This is a genomic window from Citrobacter freundii complex sp. 2025EL-00176 (genome assembly GCF_053309355.1).
Window position 1 is genome coordinate 55207 of record NZ_JBRYHT010000013.1, and the last position, 24595, is coordinate 79801.

Consider the following 24595-nt stretch of genomic DNA (forward strand, 5'->3'; position numbering starts at 1 on the left):
GCCGGAGGAGAGGGAAGATTAGTGCGCGCGACCTTGTTCTACGCCGTACCCGGTCTGGGAACGAATGAACTGAGCACGGAACTGCTCGCGTTCGCGGTTGCCTTCTTCTGAGTTATCGGTGGCAGAGAAGAACCAAATCCCGAGGAACGCTACGCTGATGGAGAACAGCGCCGGATATTCATACGGGAAAATGGCTTTTTCGTGACCCAGGATCTGTACCCAAATTGTTGGGCCAAGCACCATCAGCACGACTGCCGTCAGCAGACCTAACCAGCCGCCCATCATCGCGCCACGCGTGGTCAGTCTTGACCAGTACATGGAGAGCAGAATGATGGGGAAGTTACAGCTGGCCGCGATAGCAAACGCCAGACCAACCATGAAGGCGATGTTCTGATTTTCAAACAGCACGCCGAGCAGGATGGCAATCACGCCCAGCACCAGTACGGTGATTTTCGATACCTTCAGCTCTTCACGCTCGGTTGCGCCTTTGCGGAATACGTTGGCGTACAGGTCGTGAGAAACTGCCGATGCGCCCGCCAGCGTCAGGCCGGCAACCACCGCCAGAATGGTGGCAAACGCTACTGCCGAGATGAAGCCGAGGAACAGGTTCCCGCCCACCGCATTCGCCAGGTGTACCGCCGCCATGTTGTTACCGCCGATAAGCGCGCCAGCAGCGTCTTTATACGCAGGGTTGGCACCAACCAGCATGATCGCGCCAAAGCCGATGATAAAGGTCAGGATGTAGAAATAACCCATAAAACCGGTGGCATAGAACACGCTTTTACGCGCTTCGCGGGCATCGCTGACCGTGAAGAAACGCATCAGGATGTGCGGCAAGCCCGCCGTACCAAACATCAGGCCGAGACCTAACGACAGCGCGGAGATCGGATCTTTCACTAGTCCGCCCGGACTCATAATGGCGGAACCTTTCGGGTGTACCGCCATTGCTTCGGTGAACAGATTGTTGAAGCTAAAGCCAACGTGCTTCATCACCATAAAGGCCATAAAGCTGGCGCCGAACAGCAACAGAACGGCTTTAATGATCTGTACCCAGGTGGTTGCCAACATGCCGCCAAACAGGACGTACATCATCATCAATACGCCAACCAGTACGACGGCAATGTGGTAGTTCAGGCCAAACAGCAGCTCAATCAGTTTACCCGCGCCGACCATCTGCGCGATCAGATACAGCGCGACCACCACCAGGGAACCACAGGCCGAGAGAATACGAATCGGACCTTGTTTCAGGCGATAAGAGGCCACGTCGGCAAAGGTGTAGCGACCAAGGTTACGCAGGCGTTCAGCAATCAGGAACAGGATAATTGGCCAGCCGACCAGGAAACCGAGCGAGTAAATCAGTCCGTCATAACCGGAGGTAAAGACCAGCGCGGAAATCCCGAGGAACGATGCAGCAGACATATAGTCGCCCGCAATCGCCAGCCCGTTCTGGAAGCCGGTGATGTTACCGCCAGCGGTGTAGTAGTCATTACGCGAACGTACGCGCTTAGATGCCCAGTAGGTAATACCAAGCGTAAAAATGACGAAAATCAGGAACATGATAATCGCCTGCCAATTGGTTGGCTGGCGTTGAACTGCTCCGCTTATAGCATCCGCCGCGTTTGCGGCGAAGGGCAGCGTGGCGGCAAGCGCCGTCAGGACTCTCTTCATGATGCTTTAACCTCGTGCAGAACCGCATTGTTCAGGCGATCGAATTCACCGTTTGCCCGCCAGATATAGATCCCGGTCAGAAGGAAGGAGATAAGGATCACGCCGACCCCAATCGGAATACCCCGGGTGACGCTGGTTCCCGCGTGCAGCGGAGTACCTAGCCAACCAGGCGCAAAAGCAATCAGTAAAATAAAGCTGATGTAAACTGCCAGCATGATGATGGACAGAATGGTGGCAAACCGTTGCCGTTTTTCAACTAACTCCCTGAAACGCGCACTGTCTTCTATCCGCTGATAAATATTGTCATTCATCACAGAGCTCTCCAGAGGTCCCCCTGCGTCTTTCGCGCTACAGGTTCGTTGGCCGCACTCGCCCACCCCAGTCACATAGTGAACTATGCTCCTGGGGATGTGCTCGCTTGCCGCCTTCCTGTAACACGAAATCCTTTGGGGGAGGGTTTTTATATTTCCCTCCCGCTCAGGGGAGGGGTAGGGATAGGATTTGTAGGCCCGATAAGCAGCGCGCCATCGGGCATTTCACGGTTATGGTTATGATGGCATCGCGATGGCCTGCTTCTCTTCGAGCAGTTTCTCAACGACGCCAGGATCGGCGAGGGTCGAGGTATCGCCCAGATTGCTGGTATCGCCCGCCGCGATTTTGCGCAGAATGCGGCGCATAATTTTGCCGGAGCGGGTTTTCGGCAGTGAATCGGTCCAGTGCAGCACATCTGGCGTTGCCAGCGGGCCAATTTCTTTGCGCACCCAGTTACGAACTTCGGCATACAACTCAGGCGACGGTTCTTCGCCGTGATTCAGCGTGACGTAGGCGTAGATCGCCTGACCTTTAATATTATGCGGAATACCGACCACCGCGGCTTCGGCAATCTTCGGATGCGACACCAACGCCGATTCGATTTCTGCCGTGCCCAGACGGTGGCCAGAGACGTTCAGCACATCGTCCACGCGTCCGGTGATCCAGTAATAACCATCTTCATCACGGCGTGCGCCGTCGCCGCTGAAGTACATATTCTTGAAGGTGGAGAAATAGGTCTGTTCAAAACGTTCATGATCGCCAAACAGCGTTCTCGCTTGGCCTGGCCACGAGTCGATAATGACCAGGTTGCCTTCGGTTGCGCCTTCCAGCGGATTACCCTCGTTATCGACAATCGCAGGCTGCACGCCAAAGAACGGACGGGTTGCGGAACCGGCTTTCAGCTCGGTGGCGCCCGGCAGCGGGGTGATCATGAATCCACCGGTTTCGGTCTGCCACCAGGTATCGACGACCGGACATTTTTCGTTGCCGATCTTCTTCCAGTACCACTCCCACGCTTCCGGGTTGATTGGCTCGCCAACGGAACCCAGGATGCGCAGCGACGAACGGTCAGTACCTTCAATCGCTTTATCGCCTTCTGCCATCAGAGCGCGGATGGCGGTCGGCGCGGTATACAGAATATTGACCTGGTGCTTGTCTACAACCTGCGACATACGTGCCGGGGTAGGCCAGTTGGGCACGCCTTCGAACATCAGCGTGGTTGCGCCGCAGGCCAGCGGACCGTACAGCAGGTAGCTGTGCCCGGTTACCCAACCTACGTCAGCGGTACACCAATAGATATCGCCCTGATGGTAGTCAAACACGTACTTAAAGGTGGTTGCGGCGTAGACCAGATATCCGCCGGTGGTGTGCAGTACGCCCTTCGGCTTGCCGGTTGACCCGGAGGTATACAGGATAAACAGCGGATCTTCGGCGTTCATCTCTTCCGGTTGATGTTCCGGGCTGGCTTTCTCGATAAGATCGGACCACCACAGGTCACGACCTTCCTGCCATTCCGTTTTTCCACCGGTACGTTTGAGAACGATAACGTGTTCGACGCTTTTCACGTTCGGGTTTTTCAGCGCATCATCGACGTTCTTTTTCAACGGGATAGCGCGTCCGGCGCGTACGCCTTCATCGGCAGTGATCACCAGGCGTGAATTAGAGTCGATGATACGTCCGGCGACGGCTTCCGGTGAGAAACCACCGAAGATGACCGAATGCACCGCGCCAATACGGGCGCAGGCCAGCATGGCGACCGCCGCTTCCGGCACCATCGGCATATAAATTGCCACCACATCACCTTTTTTAATGCCTAAGTCCAGTAACGTATTGGCAAAACGACAGACATCGCGATGCAGCTCGCGGTAGGTAATATGTTTGCTTTGGCTGGCGTCGTCGCCTTCCCAGATGATGGCGGTACGATCGCCATTTGCCTGCAGGTGACGGTCAAGGCAGTTCGCTGCCAGGTTCAGCGTGCCATCTTCATACCATTTAATAGAGACGTTGCCTGGCGCAAACGAGGTGTTCTTCACCTGGCTGTACGGCTTGATCCAATCAAGAATCTTTCCCTGCTCGCCCCAAAATGTGTCGGGTTCGTTAACAGACTGCTGGTACTTCGCTTCGTACTGCTCCGGATTTATCAGGCAACGATCCGCAATGTTTGCGGGAATAGCGTGTTTATGTATTTGGCTCATGGCTTTTGTTCTCCTTGTAGGATGTTAATAATATGTCTCATAAACGTTAAATGTAGGGGCTTTGCGAGTTTTGTTTAGTATTTGGGCGGCAGATCACGCAATAAACGAATTGTGCAAATTAGCGACAAACTGAATTTTGAAGAGAACTAGCAAAAATTGATTAATTCTCGCGATAACATGGAGTTATCTGAGGATTGTTGAAAAGGTGATCTGTCTCAGAATTAAGCAAAAGAGTGAGAGGTTTGAGGGGGTAACTAACTCTAAAGTGGTATTTTACATACACTTACAATTGATTAAAGACAACATTTCTAGTGTGGTTTCTTGTTACAAATTGGGGGGAGCAATGTCATGACAGTATTCGTGTGGTTGCTGTTATGGAAAACAATAAAAGAACCGCCATTGTAGATAATGGCGTCATCTGGATGAGACCCCTATGGCAAGGACAAAATCACGCGTACGCCGTTTCTTCAGCCTGTTATTACCTTTATTATTTATCTCTGCTGTTCACGCTGAACAAACTCCCGTACCCGCAAAGACCGTCACCGTTGAAGCGAAGAATGAAACCTTCGCCCCTCAGCATCCCGATCAATATCTCTCCTGGAAAGCCACGTCTGAGCAATCAGCCCGTGAAGATGCGCTGGCAGAAGATCCGCGTCTGGTGATCCTGTGGGCGGGATATCCATTCTCGCGCGATTACAACAAACCGCGCGGGCACGCGTATGCGGTGACCGATGTACGTGAAACTTTACGTACCGGCGCACCAAAAACGGCAGAAGACGGCCCGCTGCCGATGGCCTGCTGGAGCTGTAAAAGCCCGGACGTGGCGCGTCTGATCCAGAAAGACGGTGAAGATGGTTACTTCCACGGTAAATGGGCGCGCGGCGGTCCGGAAATTGTTAACAACCTCGGTTGCGCCGATTGCCATAACACCGCGTCGCCGGACTTCGCCAAAGGCAAGCCAGAACTGACGCTGTCGCGTCCTTATGCTGAGCGCGCGATGGAAGCCATCGGCAAACCGTTTGAGAAAGCCGGTCGTTTTGATCAGCAATCCATGGTCTGCGGCCAGTGCCACGTGGAGTACTACTTCGACGGTAAAAACAAAGCCGTTAAGTTCCCGTGGGATGAGGGCATGAAAGTCGAGAACATGGAGAAATACTACGACACCATCGCCTTCTCTGACTGGACTAACTCCCTGTCCAAAACGCCAATGCTGAAAGCGCAGCACCCGGAATATGAAACCTGGAGCGCGGGCATTCACGGTAAGAACAACGTGACCTGTATCGACTGCCACATGCCGAAAGTGCAAAACGCGGAAGGTAAGATCTATACCGATCACAAGATTGGCAACCCGTTCGATAACTTCGCCCAGACCTGCGCAAACTGCCACACCCAGGACAAAGCGTCCCTGCAAAAAGTGGTCGCCGAGCGTAAACAGGCCATTCATGACCTGAAAATCAAGGTTGAAGATCAGCTGGTACATGCGCACTTCGAAGCGAAAGCCGCATGGGATGCGGGTGCGACCGAAGCGGAAATGAAGCCGATTCTGGAAGATATCCGTCACGCGCAATGGCGCTGGGACCTGTCTATCGCCTCACACGGCATCCATATGCACGCGCCGGAAGAAGGTCTGCGGATGCTGGGTAGCGCAATGGATAAAGCCGCCGATGCACGTACCAAGCTGGTTCGTCTGCTGGCGACCAAAGGCATCACGCATGAAATCCCGTTACCGGATATTTCTACCAAAGAGAAAGCCCAGGCGGCGATTGGTCTGAACATGCAGCAAATCAATGCTGAGAAGCAGGACTTCATCAAAACGGTGATTCCGCAGTGGGAAGAGCAGGCGCGTAAAAACGGTCTGTTAAGCCAATAACCCCATTCCGCCCCGTAAGGGGCGGATAACTCAACGGAGTGAATATGAGCGTATTACGTTCGTTATTAACTGCTGGGGTGCTGGCGTCAGGCCTGTTCTGGAGCCTGAGTGGAATCACTGCCACGCCAACGCCGCAGGAGTCGGATCAACGCTGGACGGTTACCCAACAGCGTAATCCGGATGCTGCCTGTCTGGATTGTCACAAGCCGGATACTGAAGGCATGCATGGTAAACATGCGCAAGTCATTAACCCGAACAACAAACTGCCGGTCACCTGCACCAACTGTCACGGCCAGCCGTCACCGAACCACCGCGAAGGGGTGAAGGATGTGATGCGCTTTAATGAGCCGATGTACAACGTGGAGCAGCAGAACAGCGTCTGTATGTCCTGTCACCTGCCTGAGCAGTTGCAAAAAGCGTTCTGGCCGCACGATGTCCACGTCACAAAAGTGGCGTGCGCCAGCTGTCACTCACTGCATCCGAAGCAAGACACGATGCAGACGCTAAGCGATAAAGGACGGATCAAGATTTGCGTCGATTGCCACAGCGATCAGCGTAACAATCCGAACTTTAACCCGGCGTCGGTTCCGTTGCTTAAGGAGCATCCATGAGTTGCTCTCGTCGCCAGTTTATCACCGGCGTCGGCGCGCTGGTGGCAGTGAGCGGGACGGCGGGACGCGTTGTGGCGAAGACGCTGAACATCAACGGCGTGCGTTACGGTATGGTACACGATGAGTCATTATGCATCGGCTGCACAGCCTGCATGGATGCTTGTCGGGAAGTCAACAACGTACCGGAAGGCGTATCGCGTCTGACGATTATTCGCAGCGAGCCGCAGGGGACGTTTCCTGATGTGAAATATCGCTTTTTCCGCCACTCGTGCCAGCATTGCGACCATGCCCCCTGCGTTGACGTCTGCCCGACGGGGGCATCGTATCGCGATGCCGCCAACGGCATTGTGGATGTGAACCCTGATCTTTGCGTTGGCTGTCAGTACTGCATCGCCGCGTGTCCTTATCGCGTGCGCTTTATCCATCCGGTGAGCAAAACGGCGGATAAATGCGATTTCTGCCGGAAAACCAACCTGAAAGCGGGCAAACAGCCCGCCTGCGTTGAGTCATGCCCGACGAAGGCGCTGACGTTTGGTAATCTGGACGATCCCAACAGCGATATCTCCCGTTTGTTGCAGCAGAAAACCACCTACCGTTACAAGCTGGCGCTGGGCACAAAACCGAAGGTCTACCGCGTTCCCTTTAAATATGGGGAGGTGAGCCAATGACACCCGCTTCTGCATTTCATTTTGAATCACTGGTGTGGGACTGGCCCATCGCCATCTATCTGTTCCTGATTGGCATCTCCGCCGGACTGGTTACGCTGGCGATTCTGCTGCGTCGCTTCCATCCTGAGGCGGGCGGTTCGGACAGCACGCTGCTGCGCACCACGCTGGTGTTAGGGCCAGGGGCGATTATCTTCGGTCTGCTGATTCTGGTATTCCACCTGACGCGGCCATGGACCTTCTGGAAACTGATGTTCCACTACAGCTTCACCTCGGTGATGTCGATGGGGGTCATGCTGTTCCAGTTGTACATGGTGGTCCTGGTGCTGTGGTTGGCAAAAATATTTGAAAAAGAGGTGATTGCCCTGCAGCAGCGTTGGCTGCCGCGGTTAGGGATCGTGCAGAAAGCGTTGACGCTGATAACGCCGTTTCATCGCGCGCTGGAGACGTTGATGCTGGTGCTGGCGGTCCTGCTCGGGGCGTACACCGGGTTTCTGCTCTCGGCGCTGAAGTCCTACCCGTTCCTGAATAACCCGATCCTGCCGGTGCTGTTCCTGTTCTCCGGGATTTCCTCCGGCGCGGCGGTGGCGCTGATCGCCATGGCGTTACGCCATCGTAGCAACCCGCACAGCACTGAAGCGCACTTTGTGCATCGCATGGAGGTCCCGGTGGTATGGCTGGAGATCTTCCTGCTGGCGGCGTTCTTCGTCGGTCTGGCGCTGGGCGATGACGGCAAGATGCGCGCGCTGGCGGCGGCGCTGGGCGGCGGATTCTGGACCTGGTGGTTCTGGCTTGGCGTGGCGGGGCTTGGGCTGATACTGCCGATGCTGTTAAAACCCTGGGCCAACCGCAGTTCGACGTTTCATGGCGTGCTGGCAGTATGCGGCGCCAGCCTGACAGGCGTACTGCTGCTGCGCTTTTTCATTCTCTATGCGGGTCAGCTAACCGTTGCGTAAGGTGATATCTGGACGTTCTCCTTCCTGAAGCCGGTTTTCTGGCACTGTTATTAAGCCTCGGGGTCAACGTGTTGACCCCGCTTGCCGTGTTGATGGGTGTCCGTCAGCGCTGGCAGGGCGTGATGCGCCTGGCAAGCGTGGGCGTCTGGACGCAGTTTGCGCTGCTGCTATTGGCTTTTGCCATTCTGGTATTCTGCTTTCTGACCAGTGATTTTTCGGTGGTCTATGTTGCTCAGCACAGCTACAGTCTGCTGCCGTGGGGATTAAAACTGGCGGCGGTGTGGGGCGGTCATGAAGGATCGCTGCTGTTGTGGGTGCTGTTTCTTTCCGGCTGGAGCGCGCTGTTCGCTCTTCGCTATCGACGTGATTCTGACGCACTGTTTCCGCTGACGCTCAGCGTCCTGTCAATGGTGACGGCCCTGTTGCTGCTGTTTGTGGTGGTCTGGTCCGATCCCTTCGTACGTATTTTTCCGCCTGCTATAGAAGGACGGGACCTTAACCCGATGCTGCAACATCTTGGGTTAATCCTCCACCCGCCGCTGCTGTACCTGGGTTACGGTGGTTTGATGGTGGCAGCGGGCGTGGCGCTGGCCTCGCTACTGCGTGGTGACTTTAACGCGCAAAGCGCCTGGGTGTGCTGGCGCTGGGCGCTGCCCGGTTGGTGCGCGCTGACGCTGGGGATAATCCTCGGTTCCTGGTGGGCGTACTGCGAGCTGGGCTGGGGCGGCTGGTGGTTCTGGGACCCGGTAGAAAATGCCTCCTTATTACCCTGGCTCTCCGCCAGTGCGTTGCTGCATAGCCTGTATGTCACGCGTCAGCGTGGGATCTTCCGCCACTGGTCGCTGCTGCTGGCGATCGTCACGATGATTTTATCGCTGCTGGGAACGTTGATTGTGCGTTCCGGCATTCTTGTTTCGGTACACGCTTTTGCGCTGGATAACGTGCGCGCCGCGCCGCTGTTTGCGCTGTTTAGCGTATTGAGCCTGGCGTCGCTCGGGTTGTACGCCTGGCGAGGCCAGCAAATTCGCCAGAATACGCGTTTTGGCGGCTGGTCGCGCGAGATGCTGATTCTGGTCGCGCTATTACTTTTTTGCGCGGTGCTACTCATCGTGCTGATTGGCACGCTCTATCCGATGATTTACGGGCTGTTCGGCTGGGGACGGCTCTCCGTTGGCGCGCCGTACTTTAACCGTGCCACGCTGCCCTTTGGCCTGCTGATGCTGTTGGTTATCGTACTGGCGACAATCAGAAGCCGCAAAGTCTCTGTGCGTTGCCAGCTTCCGGCACTGCTGGCGCATGCCGGGGTATTGGTGTTTGCGGCTGGGATCGTCTTTTCCAGCGGTAGTCGTCAGGAAATAAGCCTGAATCTGAGCCCCGGACAGCAGGTGGATCTGGCGGGCTACATTTTCCGTTTTGAGCGTCTCGACCTGGAAGCCAAAGGCAATTACACCAGTGAAAAAGCGCTGATCACGTTGTGGCAGAATGAAAAACGCATTGGCAGCCTGCAGCCCGAAAGGCGCTTCTATGCCGCGCGTCGTCAACAGATGATGGAGCCGGGTATCCGCTGGAATCTGATGCATGACTGGTACGCGGTGATGGGCGAAAAAACCGGGCCGGACCGCTACGCCATGCGTTTATACGTGCAGACCGGCGTGCGCTGGATCTGGGGTGGGGGATTGTTGATGGTGTTTGGCGCACTGCTGAGCGGATGGCGAGGAAGGAAGCATGATGCGTAAATTAATCACAACGTCGCCGGATGGCGGCGTAAACGCCTTATCCGGCCTACAGGGGGCGCAAACCGTAGGCTGGATAAGCGCAGCGCCATCCGGCAGAACGTTTCTACTCTTAACGATCCTCCTGTTTTTCATTACTTTCACTACGCATGCCCAGGTGGTGGACACCTGGCGCTTTGACAATCCGCAGCAGCAGGAAAAAGCGCTGTCTATTGCCAGTCAGCTGCGCTGTCCGCAGTGTCAGAACCAGAACTTACTGGAGTCCAATGCGCCCGTGGCGGTCAGTATGCGCCATCAGGTTTACAGCATGGTTGCCGAAGGTAAAAGCGAAGCGGAAATCACGGCGTGGATGACCGACCGTTATGGTGATTTCGTGCGCTACAACCCGCCGTTGAATGAGCAAACGCTGCTGTTGTGGGCGTTGCCGTGCTTGTTGTTATTGCTGGTGGGCGTGGTGGTCTGGCGGGTGAGAAAGCGTCAGCGTGCGCAGGAGGATGAACAATGAGCCAGTCCGAGCATTCCACCGCGCCGTTACGTCCCATGCCCGTGAAGCGGCTGGCCGCTGCGGTGGGGCTGATGGTTGTGGCCTGCATCGGCGGTTACCTGTTAACGCCAAAATGGCAGGCGGTACGCCAGGAGCAGGCGCGTCTGGCAGACCCCTTGCACGCTTTTTCTGACGAAAATATTCAGGAAAAACAGCTGATTTCTCTGCAATCGCAAATTCGCACTAATCCGCAGGACGCAGTGAAATGGGCGCAATTGGGTGAGTATTATCTGTGGCAAAACGCGTATCATAATGCGCTGCTGGCCTATGAGCAGGCGCTGCGTATACGCGGGGAAAACGCCGAAATCTATTCCGCGCTGGCGACGGTGTTGTATTACCAGGCCGGACAACATATGACGCCGCCCACCCGCGAGATGATTGATAAGGCTCTGGCGCTGGACCCGGCAGAGGTCACTGCGCTGATGCTGTTAGCTTCAGATGCGTTTATGCAGGCAGATTACGCTCAGGCCATCTCAGTGTGGCAAAAGGTTATGGATTTAAACTCGCCGAGGGTGAATCGGGCACAGCTCATTGACTCTATTAATATGGCGAAGTTGTTGCAGAATCGGCAAAAATAAATTTGTTTTATTTGTGATTTGTATCATTTCGCCTGTTTAAAAAACAGGCAAACGAACAAACGAGCAAAAAAAACTCACGCCCTGACTTCTTCATTTTTGAACATATTAAAATTCTTTTATAACAAAAAGTTATTCATCATTACCCCGATAAAATCGCATTTTTATGCAAATAATCAGCGAAAGGCCCTGTTCTCAGAGGGTTGCGCTGAATGCCATGCAGATGATAATGATAATAAGCGTTAAAAAACTCCATAAACGAACGCAACACAATTCATACCCTTTCAGTATGTACTATTCCCACACACTGCATGTGGAATAGCGCTCCATCGAGGAAGTCCGTTGTTATGAAAAATTTGAAAGTCAGCCTGGCATGGCAGATTCTAATCGCTATGGTGCTGGGCATTTTGCTAGGGAGTTACCTGCATTACCATAGTGACAGCCGTGAATGGCTGATTGTAAACCTGCTGTCTCCGGCGGGCGATATCTTTATCCACCTGATCAAAATGATCGTCGTACCGATTGTCATCTCTACGTTGATTGTCGGGATCGCCGGGGTAGGCGATGCCAAACAGCTGGGCCGTATTGGCGCCAAAACAATTATCTATTTCGAAGTGATCACTACTGTGGCGATTATTCTTGGTATCACGCTGGCGAATGTATTCCAGCCCGGTACCGGGGTAGATATGTCGCAACTGGCAACCGTCGATATTTCGAAATATCAGAGCACCACCGCGGAAGTACAGAGCCACGCGCATGGCCTGATGGGCACGATTTTGTCACTGGTGCCGACCAACATCGTCGCGTCGATGGCAAAAGGCGACATGCTGCCGATTATCTTCTTCTCGGTGCTGTTCGGTTTAGGTCTGTCTTCTCTGCCAGCAACGCACCGTGAGCCGCTGGTAACGGTATTCCGCTCTATCTCCGAAACCATGTTTAAAGTGACGCACATGGTGATGCGTTACGCGCCGGTCGGTGTTTTCGCGCTGATTGCTGTTACCGTTGCGAACTTCGGTTTTGCCTCCCTGTGGCCGCTGGCGAAGCTGGTACTGTTGGTGCATTTCGCCATCCTGTTCTTCGCGCTGGTGGTGTTGGGTATCGTGGCGCGTATCTGCGGGTTGAGCATCTGGATCCTGATCCGCATTCTGAAAGACGAGCTGATTCTGGCCTACTCGACCGCCAGTTCCGAGAGCGTGCTGCCGCGTATTATCGAGAAGATGGAAGCCTACGGCGCACCGGCGTCAATCACCAGCTTTGTGGTGCCGACCGGCTACTCATTCAACCTTGATGGCTCAACGCTGTACCAGAGTATCGCCGCTATCTTTATCGCGCAGCTGTATGGTATCGACCTGTCGCTGTGGCAGGAAATCGTGCTGGTGCTGACGCTGATGGTGACCTCGAAAGGGATTGCGGGCGTGCCGGGCGTATCGTTTGTGGTGCTGCTGGCAACGCTCGGCAGCGTCGGGATCCCGCTGGAAGGTCTGGCGTTTATCGCTGGTGTTGACCGTATCCTCGACATGGCGCGTACTGCGCTAAACGTGGTGGGTAATGCGCTGGCCGTGCTGGTTATTGCCAAGTGGGAACACAAATTTGACCGCAAGAAGGCGCTGGCTTATGAGCGCGACGTGCTGGGCAAATTTGAGAAGACCGCCCAGTAGGCCGGATAAGGCAACGCCGCCATCCGGCAACCTGCTCCGGGTTGCCTGATGGCGCTACGCTATCAGGCGTACAACGACTACGTTCATCCGGCAATGCAAACTATTACCCGTTGGTTAACTTATCAAACTCTTCGCAGCCGGTATCGAATCCCTCCATACAGCTCAGATTCAACCAGTGCAGCGCTTTCTGTTTATTCTTCTCAATAAAACCCTGCTCGCCGTTTAAGAACATCATCCCGGCCCAATATTCGGAATAACCGGTGCGGGAAATGGCTGAGCTACGTTTGAAATACCACGTCGCTTTCTCATCGTCAGCAGGAATGCCTACGCCGTTGGCGTAAATCAGCCCGAGCAGCATTTGCGCGTCGACGGCGGAGTCATTTTCCAGATCCTCGGAGGCGTTTTGCAGCAAGGTAATGGCTTTGGGGTAATCGGTGTGGCCTGCCTGGGTGTTCACCAGAATACGCGCCAGCGTAATTTCCCCCGCCTTACTGCCCGCCTGCGTCGCTTTTTCCGCCAGCGTTTTGGCCTGGGGATAATCCAGACTGACCGGGTTGGTTATCTTAATCTGCGCTAACAAAGCATATGCATCCGCATCACCGTTGTCGGCGGCTTTTTGCGCCCAGTATTCGGCTTTGCTTAAATCGCCTGAACTGAACCAGGTATCGGCAAGGAAATACTGCGCGCGTCGGTCACCTGCCTCTGCTGCCTGTAGATACTGGCTTCCTGGCTCAGTATCACTGGCATGGGCAAAGAATGTCACGAGGAACATCAATGCAAGAAGTTGTTTCATTTTGAGTTTTATTTAGGGTACGGAGTAGACAGTATAAAGAGATCGTGGGCATAAAAAAACGGCCTCCGAATGGAGGCCGTAGGCTCAGGCTTAACCCATCGCGCTTTCGCGCAGGCTGGCTTTCAGCTTGGTGTACTCATCAATAACATACTGTTCGGCAGCGCGCTGATCGGCAATGCGTTCAACGTTAACGGCACAGTATTTGTACTCCGGCGTTTTGGTAATCGGGCTTAAGTTCTCGGTTACCAGTTCATTACATGCCCCAATCCACCACTGGTAGGTCATGTAAATCGCGCCTTTGTTTGGGCGATCGCTGACTGCGGCGCGGGTAATGACCCGGCCTTTACGCGAGTTAACCCACACCAGCTCTTCATCCTGAATTCCCAGGCGTTCCGCGTCGGCGGTGTTGATCTGGGCATAGCCCGGTTCATCCGCCAGCGCGGCCAGCGCCGCACAGTTACCGGTCATCGAACGGCAAGAGTAGTGGCCGACTTCACGCACCGTCGACAGTACCATCGGGTACTCTGGGGTGAGTTTGTCGATTGGCGCTACCCAGTCGCAGGTGAAGAACTGCGCCAGGCCGTTCGGGGTGTCAAACTTCTCTTTGAAGAGGTAAGACGTACCCTGGTCGGCATCTGAGGTGTCGCGGCAAGGCCACTGGATATAACCCAGTTCGCCCATTTTCTCGTAAGTGGCGCCGTAGAAATCCGGGCACAGATGACGCAACTCATCCCAGATTTCCTGGGTGTTGTTGTAGTGCATCGGGTAGCCCATACGGGTGGCGATTTCACTGATAATCTGCCAGTCCGTTTTCAGATCCCACTTCGGCTCAACGGCTTTAAAGAAGCGCTGGAAGCCACGGTCAGCCGCAGAGAAGACGCCTTCATGCTCGCCCCATGACGTAGACGGTAAAATAACGTCTGCGGCCGCGGCGGTTTTGGTCATGAAGATATCCTGCACGATGACCAGTTCCAGATCCTCAAAGCCTTTGCGCACTGCGGAGAGCTCAGCATCGGTCTGTAATGGATCTTCACCCATAATGTACGCCGCGCGCACTTCGCCATGCGCCGCACGGTGCGGCAGTTCGCTGATGCGATAGCCGGTATGTGCAGGCAGGCTTTCCACGCCCCAGGCTTTAGCGAACTTCTCGCGGTTTTCCGGGAATTTAACGTACTGATAGCCCGGATAGGTATCCGGCAGCGCGCCCATGTCGCATGCGCCCTGAACGTTGTTCTGGCCACGAACTGGGTTAACGCCCACGCTTGGCTTACCGAGGTTACCGGTCAGCATCGCGAGGCTGGTCAGTGAGCGCACGGTTTCCACACCCTGATAGAACTGGGTCACACCCATGCCCCACAGAATTGCCGCGCTTTTCGCCGTGGCGTACATACGTGCAGCCTGACGGATATCGTGCGCGCTAACGCCGGTGATATCTTCAACGGACTCCGGCGTATAGCCTTCGACAATCTTGCTGTACTCTTCGAATCCTTCCGTACGGGAGGCGACGAACGCCTGGTCGTACAGTTTTTCTTCGATGATGACGTGCCCCATGGCGTTGAGCAGCGCGATGTTCGAGCCGTTTTTCAACGCGATGTGCATGTCGGCAATACGCGCGGTTTCAATTTTGCGCGGATCGCAGACGATAATTTTCGCCCCGTTACGTTTAGCGTTAATCACGTGATTCGCCACGATCGGGTGGGAATCCGCCGGGTTATACCCGAAGATGAACACTAAATCCGTGTTATCAATTTCATTGATAGCATTACTCATTGCGCCGTTACCGACCGATTGGTGCAGACCTGCAACCGAAGGGCCGTGTCAGACGCGAGCGCAGCAGTCAACGTTATTGGTACCAATAACGGCGCGCGCGAATTTTTGCATTACATAGTTGGTTTCGTTACCTGTGCCGCGAGATGAACCGGTCGTCTGAATAGCGTCCGGGCCGTATTTCGCTTTGATGGCGCTCAGGCGATCGGCGACGTAATTCAGCGCTTCATCCCAGGAAACAGATTCCAGTTTGCCGCCACGCTGGCGACGGATCATTGGGGTTTTCAGACGAGGGGTCAGGATCTGGGTATCATTAATAAAATCCCAGCCATAGTAGCCCTTCAGACACAGGGTACCCTGGTTGGTTTTCCCCTGCGCCGCCTCAGCCCGGACGATTTTGCCGTTATCGACCACCAGGTTGATTTTGCAACCTGATGCGCAATATGGGCAAACCGTGACGACTTTTTTCATCGGTCTCGCTCCAGTTAATCAAATCGCGCATACGCGCTTGTCACTTTGCTTATGCATCTTTTATGCCATGTTTTTTTTAGGGGCATTAGTCGATATTACGGGCGATTTTTGGTCAAAACTCTGACGAAAAACAGGCTGTCGTCATATTTGACGTGACGAATCTCCAATACGTGACGGTCCGGCAGTGTGACCGAGGTTATGTTTCCCACACATCCTTGTGCCTTATCGCTGTCACTCTGGGCAGAATCAATCACACTCATTTAAGTTGGCCAGAAATGGGGGAAAACAATGAAGCCAGCCATACTGGTTGTGGATGATGACGAGGCTGTCTGCACGCTGTTACAGGATGTGCTGAGCGAGCACGTCTTTGCAGTGACCGCGTGTCATAGCGGACAGCAGGCGCTGCGCTGCATTGAGACTCAGCCGGATATCGCTCTGGTATTGCTGGACATGATGTTGCCCGATGTCAACGGTCTGATGGTGCTGCAACAGGTGCAAAAGATGAGGCCCGGATTACCGGTAGTCATGCTGACGGGCTTAGGCAGCGAGTCGGATGTGGTGGTCGGGCTGGAAATGGGTGCCGACGACTATATCGGGAAACCGTTCAATGCGCGGGTGCTGGTGGCACGGGTGAAGGCGGTGCTCAGACGCGTGGGCGTGTTAACGGCAGAAAACGGCGGTCCACAGACTACGGGACTTTCCTTTAATGGCTGGCATCTGGATACCGCGGGCTGCCAGCTTCGTAATCCTCAGCAATTGAAGGTGGAACTGACGCAGGGCGAATACAGCCTGCTGCTGGCGCTGGCGCAAAATGCTCGTCGGGTGCTTAGTCGTGAGCAATTGCTGGAACTGACGCGCAGCGACAGCGTTGAGGTATTTGACCGCACCATTGACGTGTTAATCATGCGGCTGCGGCGAAAAATAGAGAACAACCCGCATCAGCCAATGCTGATCAAAACCCTGCGCGGGCTGGGCTATGTGTTTGCCGCCGATGTGCAACATCACGATAACGACGCCTTGGGTCTGATAAGCGCATCAGCCATCAGCCATAGTCGCTTTTAACTCTGCCAGCGTTTTCGCACCATCTATCGCGTTGGCACACAGCAGGCTTGCGCGCGCGCAGGCGTGCGCCAGCCTGACGCTGTCTGTCAGCGACCAGCGCTCATGACAGCCATACAAAAATCCGGCGCAAAACGCATCTCCTGCGCCGACACTGCCGACAATCTCTTCTTGCGCCAGTAACTGTGACGGTATCCAGATGCCTGCTCGATCCGGTTCTTCACCCCAGGCGCCTTCCGGACAGTGAATCACCACCCGCTGGCGTACGCCTGCATCCAGCAGTTCGCGCGCGGCGGTGGCGATATGGGGAATATGCAGCTCGCCGTTGGGTTGGCGAATCTCCAGCCCGCTGAACTCCCCGGCCTCCAGCTCGTTAATCACCAGATAGTCGAGATGGCGCAGGGCCGGCATCACCAGTGGTTGGTAGCGCGGGTCGCCCTTACGCGAGACCAGATCCAACGACGTTTCAAAGCCGTTGTCGCACATTTGCGCCAGCAGCCGTGCGCTACGCGTCCCGTACTCCTCATCCGGCATGTCCAGACTGTCGAGCAGCAGCAGATAGCCAAGATGGAAGATTTTCATCGAGGTATCCAGTTGCTCAAAGGCGGGTAAATCCAGGAGTCGATTGGCGCCGGGCGAGTGAAAAAAAGTGCGCTGCCCGCTGGGGTCGGTCATCACCTGCGACATCGACGTAGGGGCGAATGTGGTGCGCTGCACGTGCTGGCGATTAACGTGATACTGCTCCAGCATCGCCATGATGTAGTCGCCGTCGCTGTCCTGACCGATTAATCCCACCGCCTGCAGCGGCAATCCGGTGTGCATTTTCGCCAGCGTCAGCAGCACGTTCAGCGGCGCACCGCCCGTGGCGCGTTCGCTACGCGTGATTTCCGCCAGCCAGCCGCGTTCCGGCCATTGCACAATTTGATGGACATGATCGACCAGCATGTTGCCTGCGGCGATAACGCCTTTGCGCTCCATCAGACCTGCCCCGCGCTACCAAAAATGCGCATTTGTTCAGAAACGGTATCGGTAATAGCCTCTTCAATACCCAGCAGCAGTTCGGCAAACTCGTCGTACAGCGGCTGGCGATTGGCCATCCGTGACTCTACCGCTGTCAGCGCCGCCTGCGACATGCCGGTGTAGAAGTTGATTTTGTGAATGCCGAGTTCAATTGCGCGCTTGAAATCGTCATTGCTGATGCCGGAACCGCCGTGCAGTACCAGTGGGATCGCCGCCTGCTGGCGAATAGCGTCCAGACGCGGGAAGTCGAGCTCCGGTTCGCCTTTATATTTGCCGTGCGCATTGCCAATGGCGACCGCCAGCGCGTCAATCCCGGTTCTGTCGACGAAATCACGCGCCATCATCGGGTCGGTAAATAACGATTCGTCAGCATGACCGTACAGCGCGCCGCCCTCATCGCCGCCCACCGCGCCCAGCTCGGCTTCCACCGAGACGCCGACGGCGTGGCACATCTTCACCACTTCGCGGGTCTGGCGGATATTTTCTTCATACTCCAGCGTGGAGCCATCGAACATCACTGAACTTAAACCTAAGCGTAGCGCCCGCACCACTGACTCAAAGTGCAGGCCGTGGTCAAGGTTCAGCACCACCGGAATGTCGTGCCTGGCGGCTTCGAATTTGACCGCTTCGACCAAAGAATCCAGCGAGATATATTTAAAATGTACTTCGGCGATGTTGATAATAAACGGCGAATGTTCCTGTTTAGCCGCGGCAAACAGGGCGCGCAGGAAATGTGAGTCCAGAACGTTAAACGCCCCTAAGGCATAGCGGTGCTCGCGGGCATGGGTCAGGCCATCGGCGAGGGATATCAACGGCATAATGCGCTCCTTGGTTAGCGGAACAGGCGATATTCGTTACACAGCACCAGCTGCGCCGGTTCGTCTTCTTCAATGTCGTTATAACGGGTGATAGGTTGCAGAAAATGGTTATCGTGGTCGTCGTCATTAACAGAGGAGACCTCGCCAACCAGCACGTCGCCAAAACCTTTTTCCGCCCAGAAGCTGTGATACAGGCCCGGCGGCAGGCAGATGCTCTCACCCGGCGTCAGGCGCAGTTGGCTACCCGCGGCATGGGTTTGTCGACAGCCGTCAATCACCACGCTCACGTCGCTGTCCTCCGTTTGCTCCCGAAGCCCCGCATTCCACAATTCCACAATTAAATTACCGCCGCCGCGATTAATAATGTCTTCGCGTTTGCGCCAGTGAAAATGCATCGGCGTGACCTGCGCATCGCGAACATGCATGATTTTCTCGGCGTAGCATTTCTCGTAAGGCATACCTTTCGGCGAGCCATTACGCAGGGTGAACAGCGTTAACCCTTGCGCGGCGAAATTGTTGCCGCCAAATGCGGTAACATCCCAACCAAGCTTTAGGTCGAAAACTTCGCTCCAGGCAGAGGCATCGAGCTTGCGCCATTGGGTCGGCGGGAAACTGGCGAAAGGGGGGAGGTGCACGTCGTGCAGAGAAAAAAACTGGCGCGTGTGGCCAAGGATTTCGTTGATGGCGGAACGTTTCATTGATTCTCCTGTGGCTGATAAGATGACCTTTATGCGGCTCTCTCACTCAAGGGAGAGGGAGAAAACCAAAATCTTTCCTGGGGAACAGATGGGCATAATCCAGTAACCTCTCCCCTCACAGCAGAACAGGGAATAGTTATATTCTATTGCGTTTTTTTATAGGAGGATGTGATTTATTTAATAAAATAATAAATAGAAGTCATGTTTTTATAAATGTTATTGTAAATCATTGCCTTAATATCTTTGGCTTCTGGCTGCGTCTCAGTTTTTGGAACCATTTGGGTATGACTGCGGGGTTGTTGCCGCGTGATGAAAAAAATAATGAGACACTATATAAACCGTTTTGTTAAAAAACGATGCCATTGAATATAAAATCGCATCAGTTAACCGTTTATTTATATGTCAGGGTTATATTACATGTTTGAATAATAATTAACTCGCTTTCCAGAATTGTTTACAGTAAAAAATACCCCTTTTTTATTATTGTTGATATGCTGGCTGAACTTTATTTCTTAAGTGTTACTTTCTTTTGGTAAGGGATGCGATAATGAAAAAAGGTTCAGGATTCTATAATCTGGAAGGTATAGTTTCAGAGGAGAGTATAAATAAGTATTTATTCTCTGTGAGGGGCGAGAGTCAGTTAGGGGGGCTGGATGTTGAAACCATTGAAGGGCATGAAAGTTTAAGTAAACCATGCAGTTATAAAATCACATTTACATCAAAACTTAAAAATATTTCCCCTGACTCGCTTCTCAATATTGAAGGTTCGCTACAAATCAGAGCACCTAACCATAAATGGAATAAATATATTCAAGGTTCTGAAATGTGGCTATATGAACGGCAAATTGAAGGCGTCATTACGTCATTTTCGCTTATTAGCACATCAGCGGATGAATCACTGTACGAAATCAGGCTGGAGCATAAACTTGCATTACTCTCACGACGTAAGCGATCGGCTATTTATCTAAACACAAACGTTCCGAAACTGGTAACCCAGATCCTCAAAGAACATGCTTTTGCCGATTATGAAATCGACTTTGATACGCTTGTTTGTCTCTATCCCAACCGGGAAATGATCGTGCAGTGGGAGGAGTCAGATTTAGCGTTTATTAGCCGCATCCTCTCGGAAGTTGGAATCTGGTTCAGGATCGCAAATCACCATGCTGTTCCGCACATTATGGTGCTTATCTTCAGTGATTCACAATGCCAATACATCTTTGATCAAAAGATCATGCACTCATCCCACGCCGGGCTGACATCAAATGATTATTCGATCGATAAGCTGGTATCAAGGCATAACGTTGTTTCCGCAGGCGTTAAAGCAAAGAACTTTGACTACCGGCTTGCCAACTCGTTAATACTTAATGCTGATGTCGATGGGTCTGAACAAACATCGACGATGTATGGAGTGGATTACCGTTATGCGGATATTCACCACCAGCCGGGATCGAAATTTGCTGAGGAACAACCGGGCGAATCCAGCTGGTTCTATGCCAAACTGCATCACGAAATTATTCTTAATAATCAGTCTGTTTTAAGCGGTGTGACCACCAGTCCGGTGATTGTGCCAGGGATGGTGTTGAAAATCGACGGCGTCATTCCACATGCCTTCACCTCGGGATTTGTGGTAACGGCAATGCGGGTGACGGGCAGGCGTGATGCGGCCCTTCAATCCCAACTGATCGGTATTCCTTACCGTGAGCGCGTTTGCTTTCGACCGCAGCCATTACCCCGGCCACGTATCGCCGGTACTGTTTCCGCGATCGTTTCATCACCAATAGACAATGACAAATATGCTCACATCGATGTGCAGGGGCGTTATTGGGTGAAGTTTGATTTTGACCTCGATCAGCACAGGCAAGGTTATGAAAGTATGCCCGTTCGTCTGGCGCGGGTTTATGCCGGTGATACTTATGGTCATCACTTCCCACTCATCCAGGGCACAGAGGTCGCCATTGCGTTTGAAGGTGGCGATCCAGAAAGACCTTTTATTGCGCATGCTCTGCATCATGCTCCAAAGCCTGACCCCGTTACCAGCCGCAACAATACCCGCAACGTTATCCGCACTGCGGGTCTGAATAAGCTGCGGATGGAGGACCGGCGCGGGCAGGAACACGTCAAGCTGAGTACCGAGTATGCCAAAACTCAGTTGAACATGGGCCATCTTGTTGATGCGGGCGGTAAACCGCGCGGCGAAGGCGCGGAACTGCGCACTGATGACCGTGCGGTTCTGAGGGCCGCAAAGGGGATACTACTCACGACTGAGGCGCAGCCAAAAGCCCAGGGTAAGCAGCTTGATATGAGCGCGGTTGTTCAGCAGCTTCAGGACGCGCTTACGCTGGCCACGTCGCTTCAGCAGAGCGCGCTGACGGCGCAGGCGTTAAATGTCGAAATGGGGCCGCAGCAGCAGCTTAACGCCGCGCTTGAACAGCTCACCCGCTCGGGACTGGTGGCCTATGCCGATCACGGTATGGCCCTGCTGACACCGCAAACGATGGCATTATCAGCAGACAAAGATTTGTCGCTAAACGCTGCCAGCAACGGCAGTTTTAACGTTTTTAAGAAACTCTCCATGGCCGTTGGACAGGGCCTGTCACTCTTCAGCAGAGCTATCGGAATCAAAATCATCGCCGCAAAAGATGATATTTCCGTGCAGGCACAGCGCGGCGAAATGGGCCTGCTTTCTGATAAGCATTTTCATATTCAGAGTATGAACGGCAACGTGACCATCAGCGGCAAAAAGAATATTCAGTTGCTGTGTGGAGGGGGCGGTATTCGAATAAATGAAGATGGCTCAGTAAAAATATTTTCCCCCGCCAAAGTTGAACTTAAAGGTTCCACGCTCGACTGGAGCGGGCCGGAGTCGGCGAAAGATAAAACCCCTGTCTTTCAGGAGGAGCAGTTTCATCGCCGCATTAAATTACATGGCTCTGGCAACCCAGACGATGTTTTGAAAAATACAAAATTCAGACTGACGAAGGCTTCAGGCGAAACCATTGAGGGCGTCACAGACGATGAAGGAATGACGCCGTTATTGGATATGACTGAAATGGACGAAATGAAAATGGAGATTTTGCCAAATGAGTAACAGTCCCTTTAATTCGCGGGTGGTGGCGACCGGTGTACAGGGCGTGCCTAAATCAACGGGCGGAAAAATGGCTGTCTGCGACGTGCCCGTTAAGTATTCCATGCCCTGCATTGTGATCCTTGTGCACGGCGTCAACGATGTGGGCGAGGCCTATCAGAATCAGGAGCAGGGTATTATCGCTGGCCTGAATGAACGTATGGGCCGCACGGATATGTATCCGCATGAATGGCAGCAGTACAAAATGGATATGGGCGATGGCGAGCAGCAGAATGTAAAAATGCCCGGACGCAGCCCGGTAATTCCATTTTATTGGGGGTATAAACCCGTCGATCATGCGACGTATACAGCAGACCAGCGGCGTTATCGCGATGAGCTGGCTAAATCAGGAGACGCCGCAAAACTGCCTTACAACGCCTATCAGGAAGATGACCACGCAAAGCTGGAAAAGCTGGGGCATATTCCTCAAACCACGTTGAAATATCAGAATGATAATTTCGGTAATGTTCTCGATGATGTGTATGCCAAAGGCGGGGGGACCTTTGCCAATGCGACAACCACTATTCCGGATATGTTAGGCCCTGGCTCCGGCGGCCTGGCGAACGGTGCGGCAGGATTTGCATCACTGTATATGAATGCCGGGGATTTTACGCACCCTATTTATGATAATCCGCACCGTATTTATCAGTTTTTTGCCGCGCAGCGGCTGGCTGATTTAATCCTGATGATTCGAAGAGAACCGGCAACAAAATTCGATCCCATTAATATCATTGCGCACTCCCAGGGAACGATAATTACCATGCTGGCCAATATGCTGGTTAAAGCAACAGGTGGCGATCCCGCCGATTGTGTGATACTCAACCATTCCCCCTACGCACTGGAAAAAACGGCTGCTGAAAGTGTCACACCCGGACATCACCAGACGGATCGCGCCCGGCAGCAGACGTTCCGCAATTTCTGCCAGTTGATGGCGACCAACGCCAGATACGGCCAGGGGCAATATCACACGCAAACCGAGATCGATGAATTAGAAGGCGCGCTATGTCTGAGTAAAACCAATGCACAGTGGCGTCAGAATAAACTCTATACGCGTAATAATTTTGGCAAGGTATATAATTATTTTTGCCCCAATGACAGCGTGGTTTCGTTACTTAACGTGCAGGGTTTTGGCTGGCGTGGCGTCCCCCAGGACATTGCCAGCGGAATAGACAATCTGCGCCAGCGGGTTTTCTGCGAAAATGGTCCTGAAATAGGCTGTAGCCCGCTGAGCGTGCCTTTTGAAATGCCGGCGTTAGAACAGAATAGCTTTAATCAGGATACGGGAGCGACCAGACGATATACGTTTGCGGATGTGGTTGTTAACGGCGAGCAGCTCCCCGTTACCTTCAGGCACCAGTTACAGGGCGCGGGAAGTCAGTATAAATATTCGATAGCGCCAGGTTCACCCGATCAGGACATCTCCTTTTCTGCAAAGGCGAATGTCCTTGCGCGTACTGAAACTGATACCAAAAACCTGAGCGGGGCCGGTTTTGATGATTTACAGCCGGGCCAGGAATTAACGCCCGCAGAACTCGCGATATTCTCCAAAAAATATGCTAAGCCTTATACCAAAGGCGTTGTCCTCGGCGGGGGATATAATAAGCTCGTGCAGCTGATTTATGAAAAAACGCCGGATGAGCTGAAAAAAGAATGGCTGCAATCAGAGCAGATTGGTTACAGCCAGCATTCCTCTATTGTTATGTCGAAAGATGCCCCTGCGAAAGCGATGGCCTTCGATCTGGCGGTGGGAATATGCAGGGCATTTGATCACCGCTGCGGAGAATTCTGGACCGAGTTGCTCCTGCGCGGAGACTGGCGTATGAAGCGTAATGGTTTTCAGGAAACTGTTGATTATTATAGTACTGGAAAGTTGAACAAAGACCACACGAAAGATTTCATGAACAGGCCGGATGATATTTTGCCCAAGGGTCAATTTGGTGTGGTTAATGAATATTGTCATGCAACAACGGTTCAACCTGCCAGACATAATGAAATATATAATACCGAGACACCCAATCTGCAATGGGATATGCCCAAACCGCTTAACGTTTAAGGATG

Annotated in this window: 17 protein-coding genes and 1 pseudogene; 10 read left to right on the plus strand and 8 right to left on the minus strand. The window is 53.5% G+C overall.

Annotation, left to right across the window (positions count from 1 at the left end; translation table 11 throughout):
- Positions 1-18: 18 nt before the first annotated feature.
- The 3 genes from actP to acs form a co-directional block, all read right to left on the minus strand.
- On the minus strand, positions 19-1668 hold the full coding sequence (actP, locus tag ACVXHP_RS20055) for a cation/acetate symporter ActP (RefSeq protein WP_103015263.1): 1650 nt from the start codon (positions 1666-1668) through the stop codon (positions 19-21).
- Complete coding sequence (locus ACVXHP_RS20060; protein WP_200009394.1) at positions 1665-1979, minus strand: DUF485 domain-containing protein; 315 nt, start codon at positions 1977-1979, stop codon at positions 1665-1667. The genes actP and ACVXHP_RS20060 overlap by 4 nt, the downstream gene beginning before the upstream one ends.
- Before the next feature lie 237 nt (positions 1980-2216).
- Complete coding sequence (gene acs, locus ACVXHP_RS20065) at positions 2217-4175, minus strand: acetate--CoA ligase (RefSeq protein WP_042312967.1); 1959 nt, start codon at positions 4173-4175, stop codon at positions 2217-2219.
- A 433-nt stretch (positions 4176-4608) separates the two neighbouring features.
- Between acs and nrfA the strand changes: the two genes are divergently transcribed.
- The 7 genes and pseudogenes from nrfA (at position 4609) to gltP (ending at position 12787) form a co-directional block, all read left to right on the plus strand.
- Positions 4609-6045 (plus strand): ammonia-forming nitrite reductase cytochrome c552 subunit, encoded by a 1437-nt coding sequence (nrfA, locus tag ACVXHP_RS20070; protein ID WP_038636304.1) that lies wholly within the window; start codon positions 4609-4611, stop codon positions 6043-6045.
- A 44-nt stretch (positions 6046-6089) separates the two neighbouring features.
- Complete coding sequence (gene nrfB / locus ACVXHP_RS20075) at positions 6090-6656, plus strand: cytochrome c nitrite reductase pentaheme subunit (protein ID WP_038636307.1); 567 nt, start codon at positions 6090-6092, stop codon at positions 6654-6656.
- Entirely contained in the window at positions 6653-7324 is a 672-nt protein-coding gene (gene nrfC / locus ACVXHP_RS20080; protein WP_038636309.1) for a cytochrome c nitrite reductase Fe-S protein, read from the plus strand. Before nrfB ends, nrfC begins: the two co-directional genes overlap by 4 nt.
- Positions 7321-8277 (plus strand): cytochrome c nitrite reductase subunit NrfD, encoded by a 957-nt coding sequence (gene nrfD / locus ACVXHP_RS20085; RefSeq protein ID WP_006688269.1) that lies wholly within the window; start codon positions 7321-7323, stop codon positions 8275-8277. The genes nrfC and nrfD overlap by 4 nt, the downstream gene beginning before the upstream one ends.
- Positions 8278-8285: 8 nt before the next feature.
- Positions 8286-10515, plus strand: a pseudogene (gene nrfF, locus ACVXHP_RS20090) (heme lyase NrfEFG subunit NrfF).
- Positions 10512-11132 (plus strand): heme lyase NrfEFG subunit NrfG, encoded by a 621-nt coding sequence (gene nrfG, locus ACVXHP_RS20095; protein ID WP_447572073.1) that lies wholly within the window; start codon positions 10512-10514, stop codon positions 11130-11132. The pseudogene nrfF and the gene nrfG overlap by 4 nt, the downstream one beginning before the upstream one ends.
- Before the next feature lie 344 nt (positions 11133-11476).
- Entirely contained in the window at positions 11477-12787 is a 1311-nt protein-coding gene (gene gltP, locus ACVXHP_RS20100) for a glutamate/aspartate:proton symporter GltP (protein ID WP_447572074.1), read from the plus strand.
- Positions 12788-12890: 103 nt separating this feature from the next.
- On the opposite strand, the gene yjcO is transcribed toward gltP, so the two are convergent.
- Both yjcO and fdhF read right to left on the minus strand, forming a co-directional pair.
- On the minus strand, positions 12891-13580 hold the full coding sequence (gene yjcO, locus ACVXHP_RS20105) for a Sel1 family TPR-like repeat protein YjcO (RefSeq protein ID WP_316129823.1): 690 nt from the start codon (positions 13578-13580) through the stop codon (positions 12891-12893).
- Positions 13581-13670: 90 nt separating this feature from the next.
- Positions 13671-15818 (minus strand): formate dehydrogenase subunit alpha, encoded by a 2148-nt coding sequence (fdhF, locus tag ACVXHP_RS20110; protein WP_316129824.1) that lies wholly within the window; start codon positions 15816-15818, stop codon positions 13671-13673.
- 288 nt (positions 15819-16106) lie between these two features.
- Here fdhF and ACVXHP_RS20115 point away from each other — a divergent pair, with 288 nt between their 5' ends.
- Positions 16107-16880 carry a response regulator transcription factor gene (locus ACVXHP_RS20115; RefSeq protein WP_447572075.1) on the plus strand — a complete coding sequence of 258 codons (774 nt, stop codon included), beginning with the start codon at positions 16107-16109 and terminating at the stop codon, positions 16878-16880.
- Here ACVXHP_RS20115 and ACVXHP_RS20120 read toward each other — a convergent pair.
- The 3 genes from ACVXHP_RS20120 to ACVXHP_RS20130 are packed head-to-tail and all read right to left on the minus strand — an operon-like array spanning position 16854 to position 19413.
- A complete protein-coding gene (locus ACVXHP_RS20120) occupies positions 16854-17858 on the minus strand; it encodes a carbohydrate kinase family protein (protein ID WP_447572090.1) in 1005 nt (334 codons plus the stop codon). The two genes, ACVXHP_RS20115 and ACVXHP_RS20120, sit on opposite strands and share 27 nt — an antisense overlap.
- Positions 17855-18715, minus strand: a complete 861-nt coding sequence (locus tag ACVXHP_RS20125) for a ketose 1,6-bisphosphate aldolase (protein ID WP_447572076.1) — start codon at positions 18713-18715, stop codon at positions 17855-17857. The genes ACVXHP_RS20120 and ACVXHP_RS20125 overlap by 4 nt, the downstream gene beginning before the upstream one ends.
- Positions 18716-18729: 14 nt before the next feature.
- A complete protein-coding gene (locus ACVXHP_RS20130) occupies positions 18730-19413 on the minus strand; it encodes a D-lyxose/D-mannose isomerase (RefSeq protein WP_447572077.1) in 684 nt (227 codons plus the stop codon).
- 547 nt (positions 19414-19960) lie between these two features.
- Here ACVXHP_RS20130 and ACVXHP_RS20135 point away from each other — a divergent pair.
- Both ACVXHP_RS20135 and ACVXHP_RS20140 read left to right on the plus strand, forming a co-directional pair.
- On the plus strand, positions 19961-22501 hold the full coding sequence (locus tag ACVXHP_RS20135) for a type VI secretion system Vgr family protein (RefSeq protein ID WP_447572078.1): 2541 nt from the start codon (positions 19961-19963) through the stop codon (positions 22499-22501).
- Complete coding sequence (locus tag ACVXHP_RS20140; RefSeq protein ID WP_447572079.1) at positions 22494-24590, plus strand: T6SS effector phospholipase Tle3 domain-containing protein; 2097 nt, start codon at positions 22494-22496, stop codon at positions 24588-24590. Before ACVXHP_RS20135 ends, ACVXHP_RS20140 begins: the two co-directional genes overlap by 8 nt.
- Positions 24591-24595 lie beyond the last annotated feature (5 nt).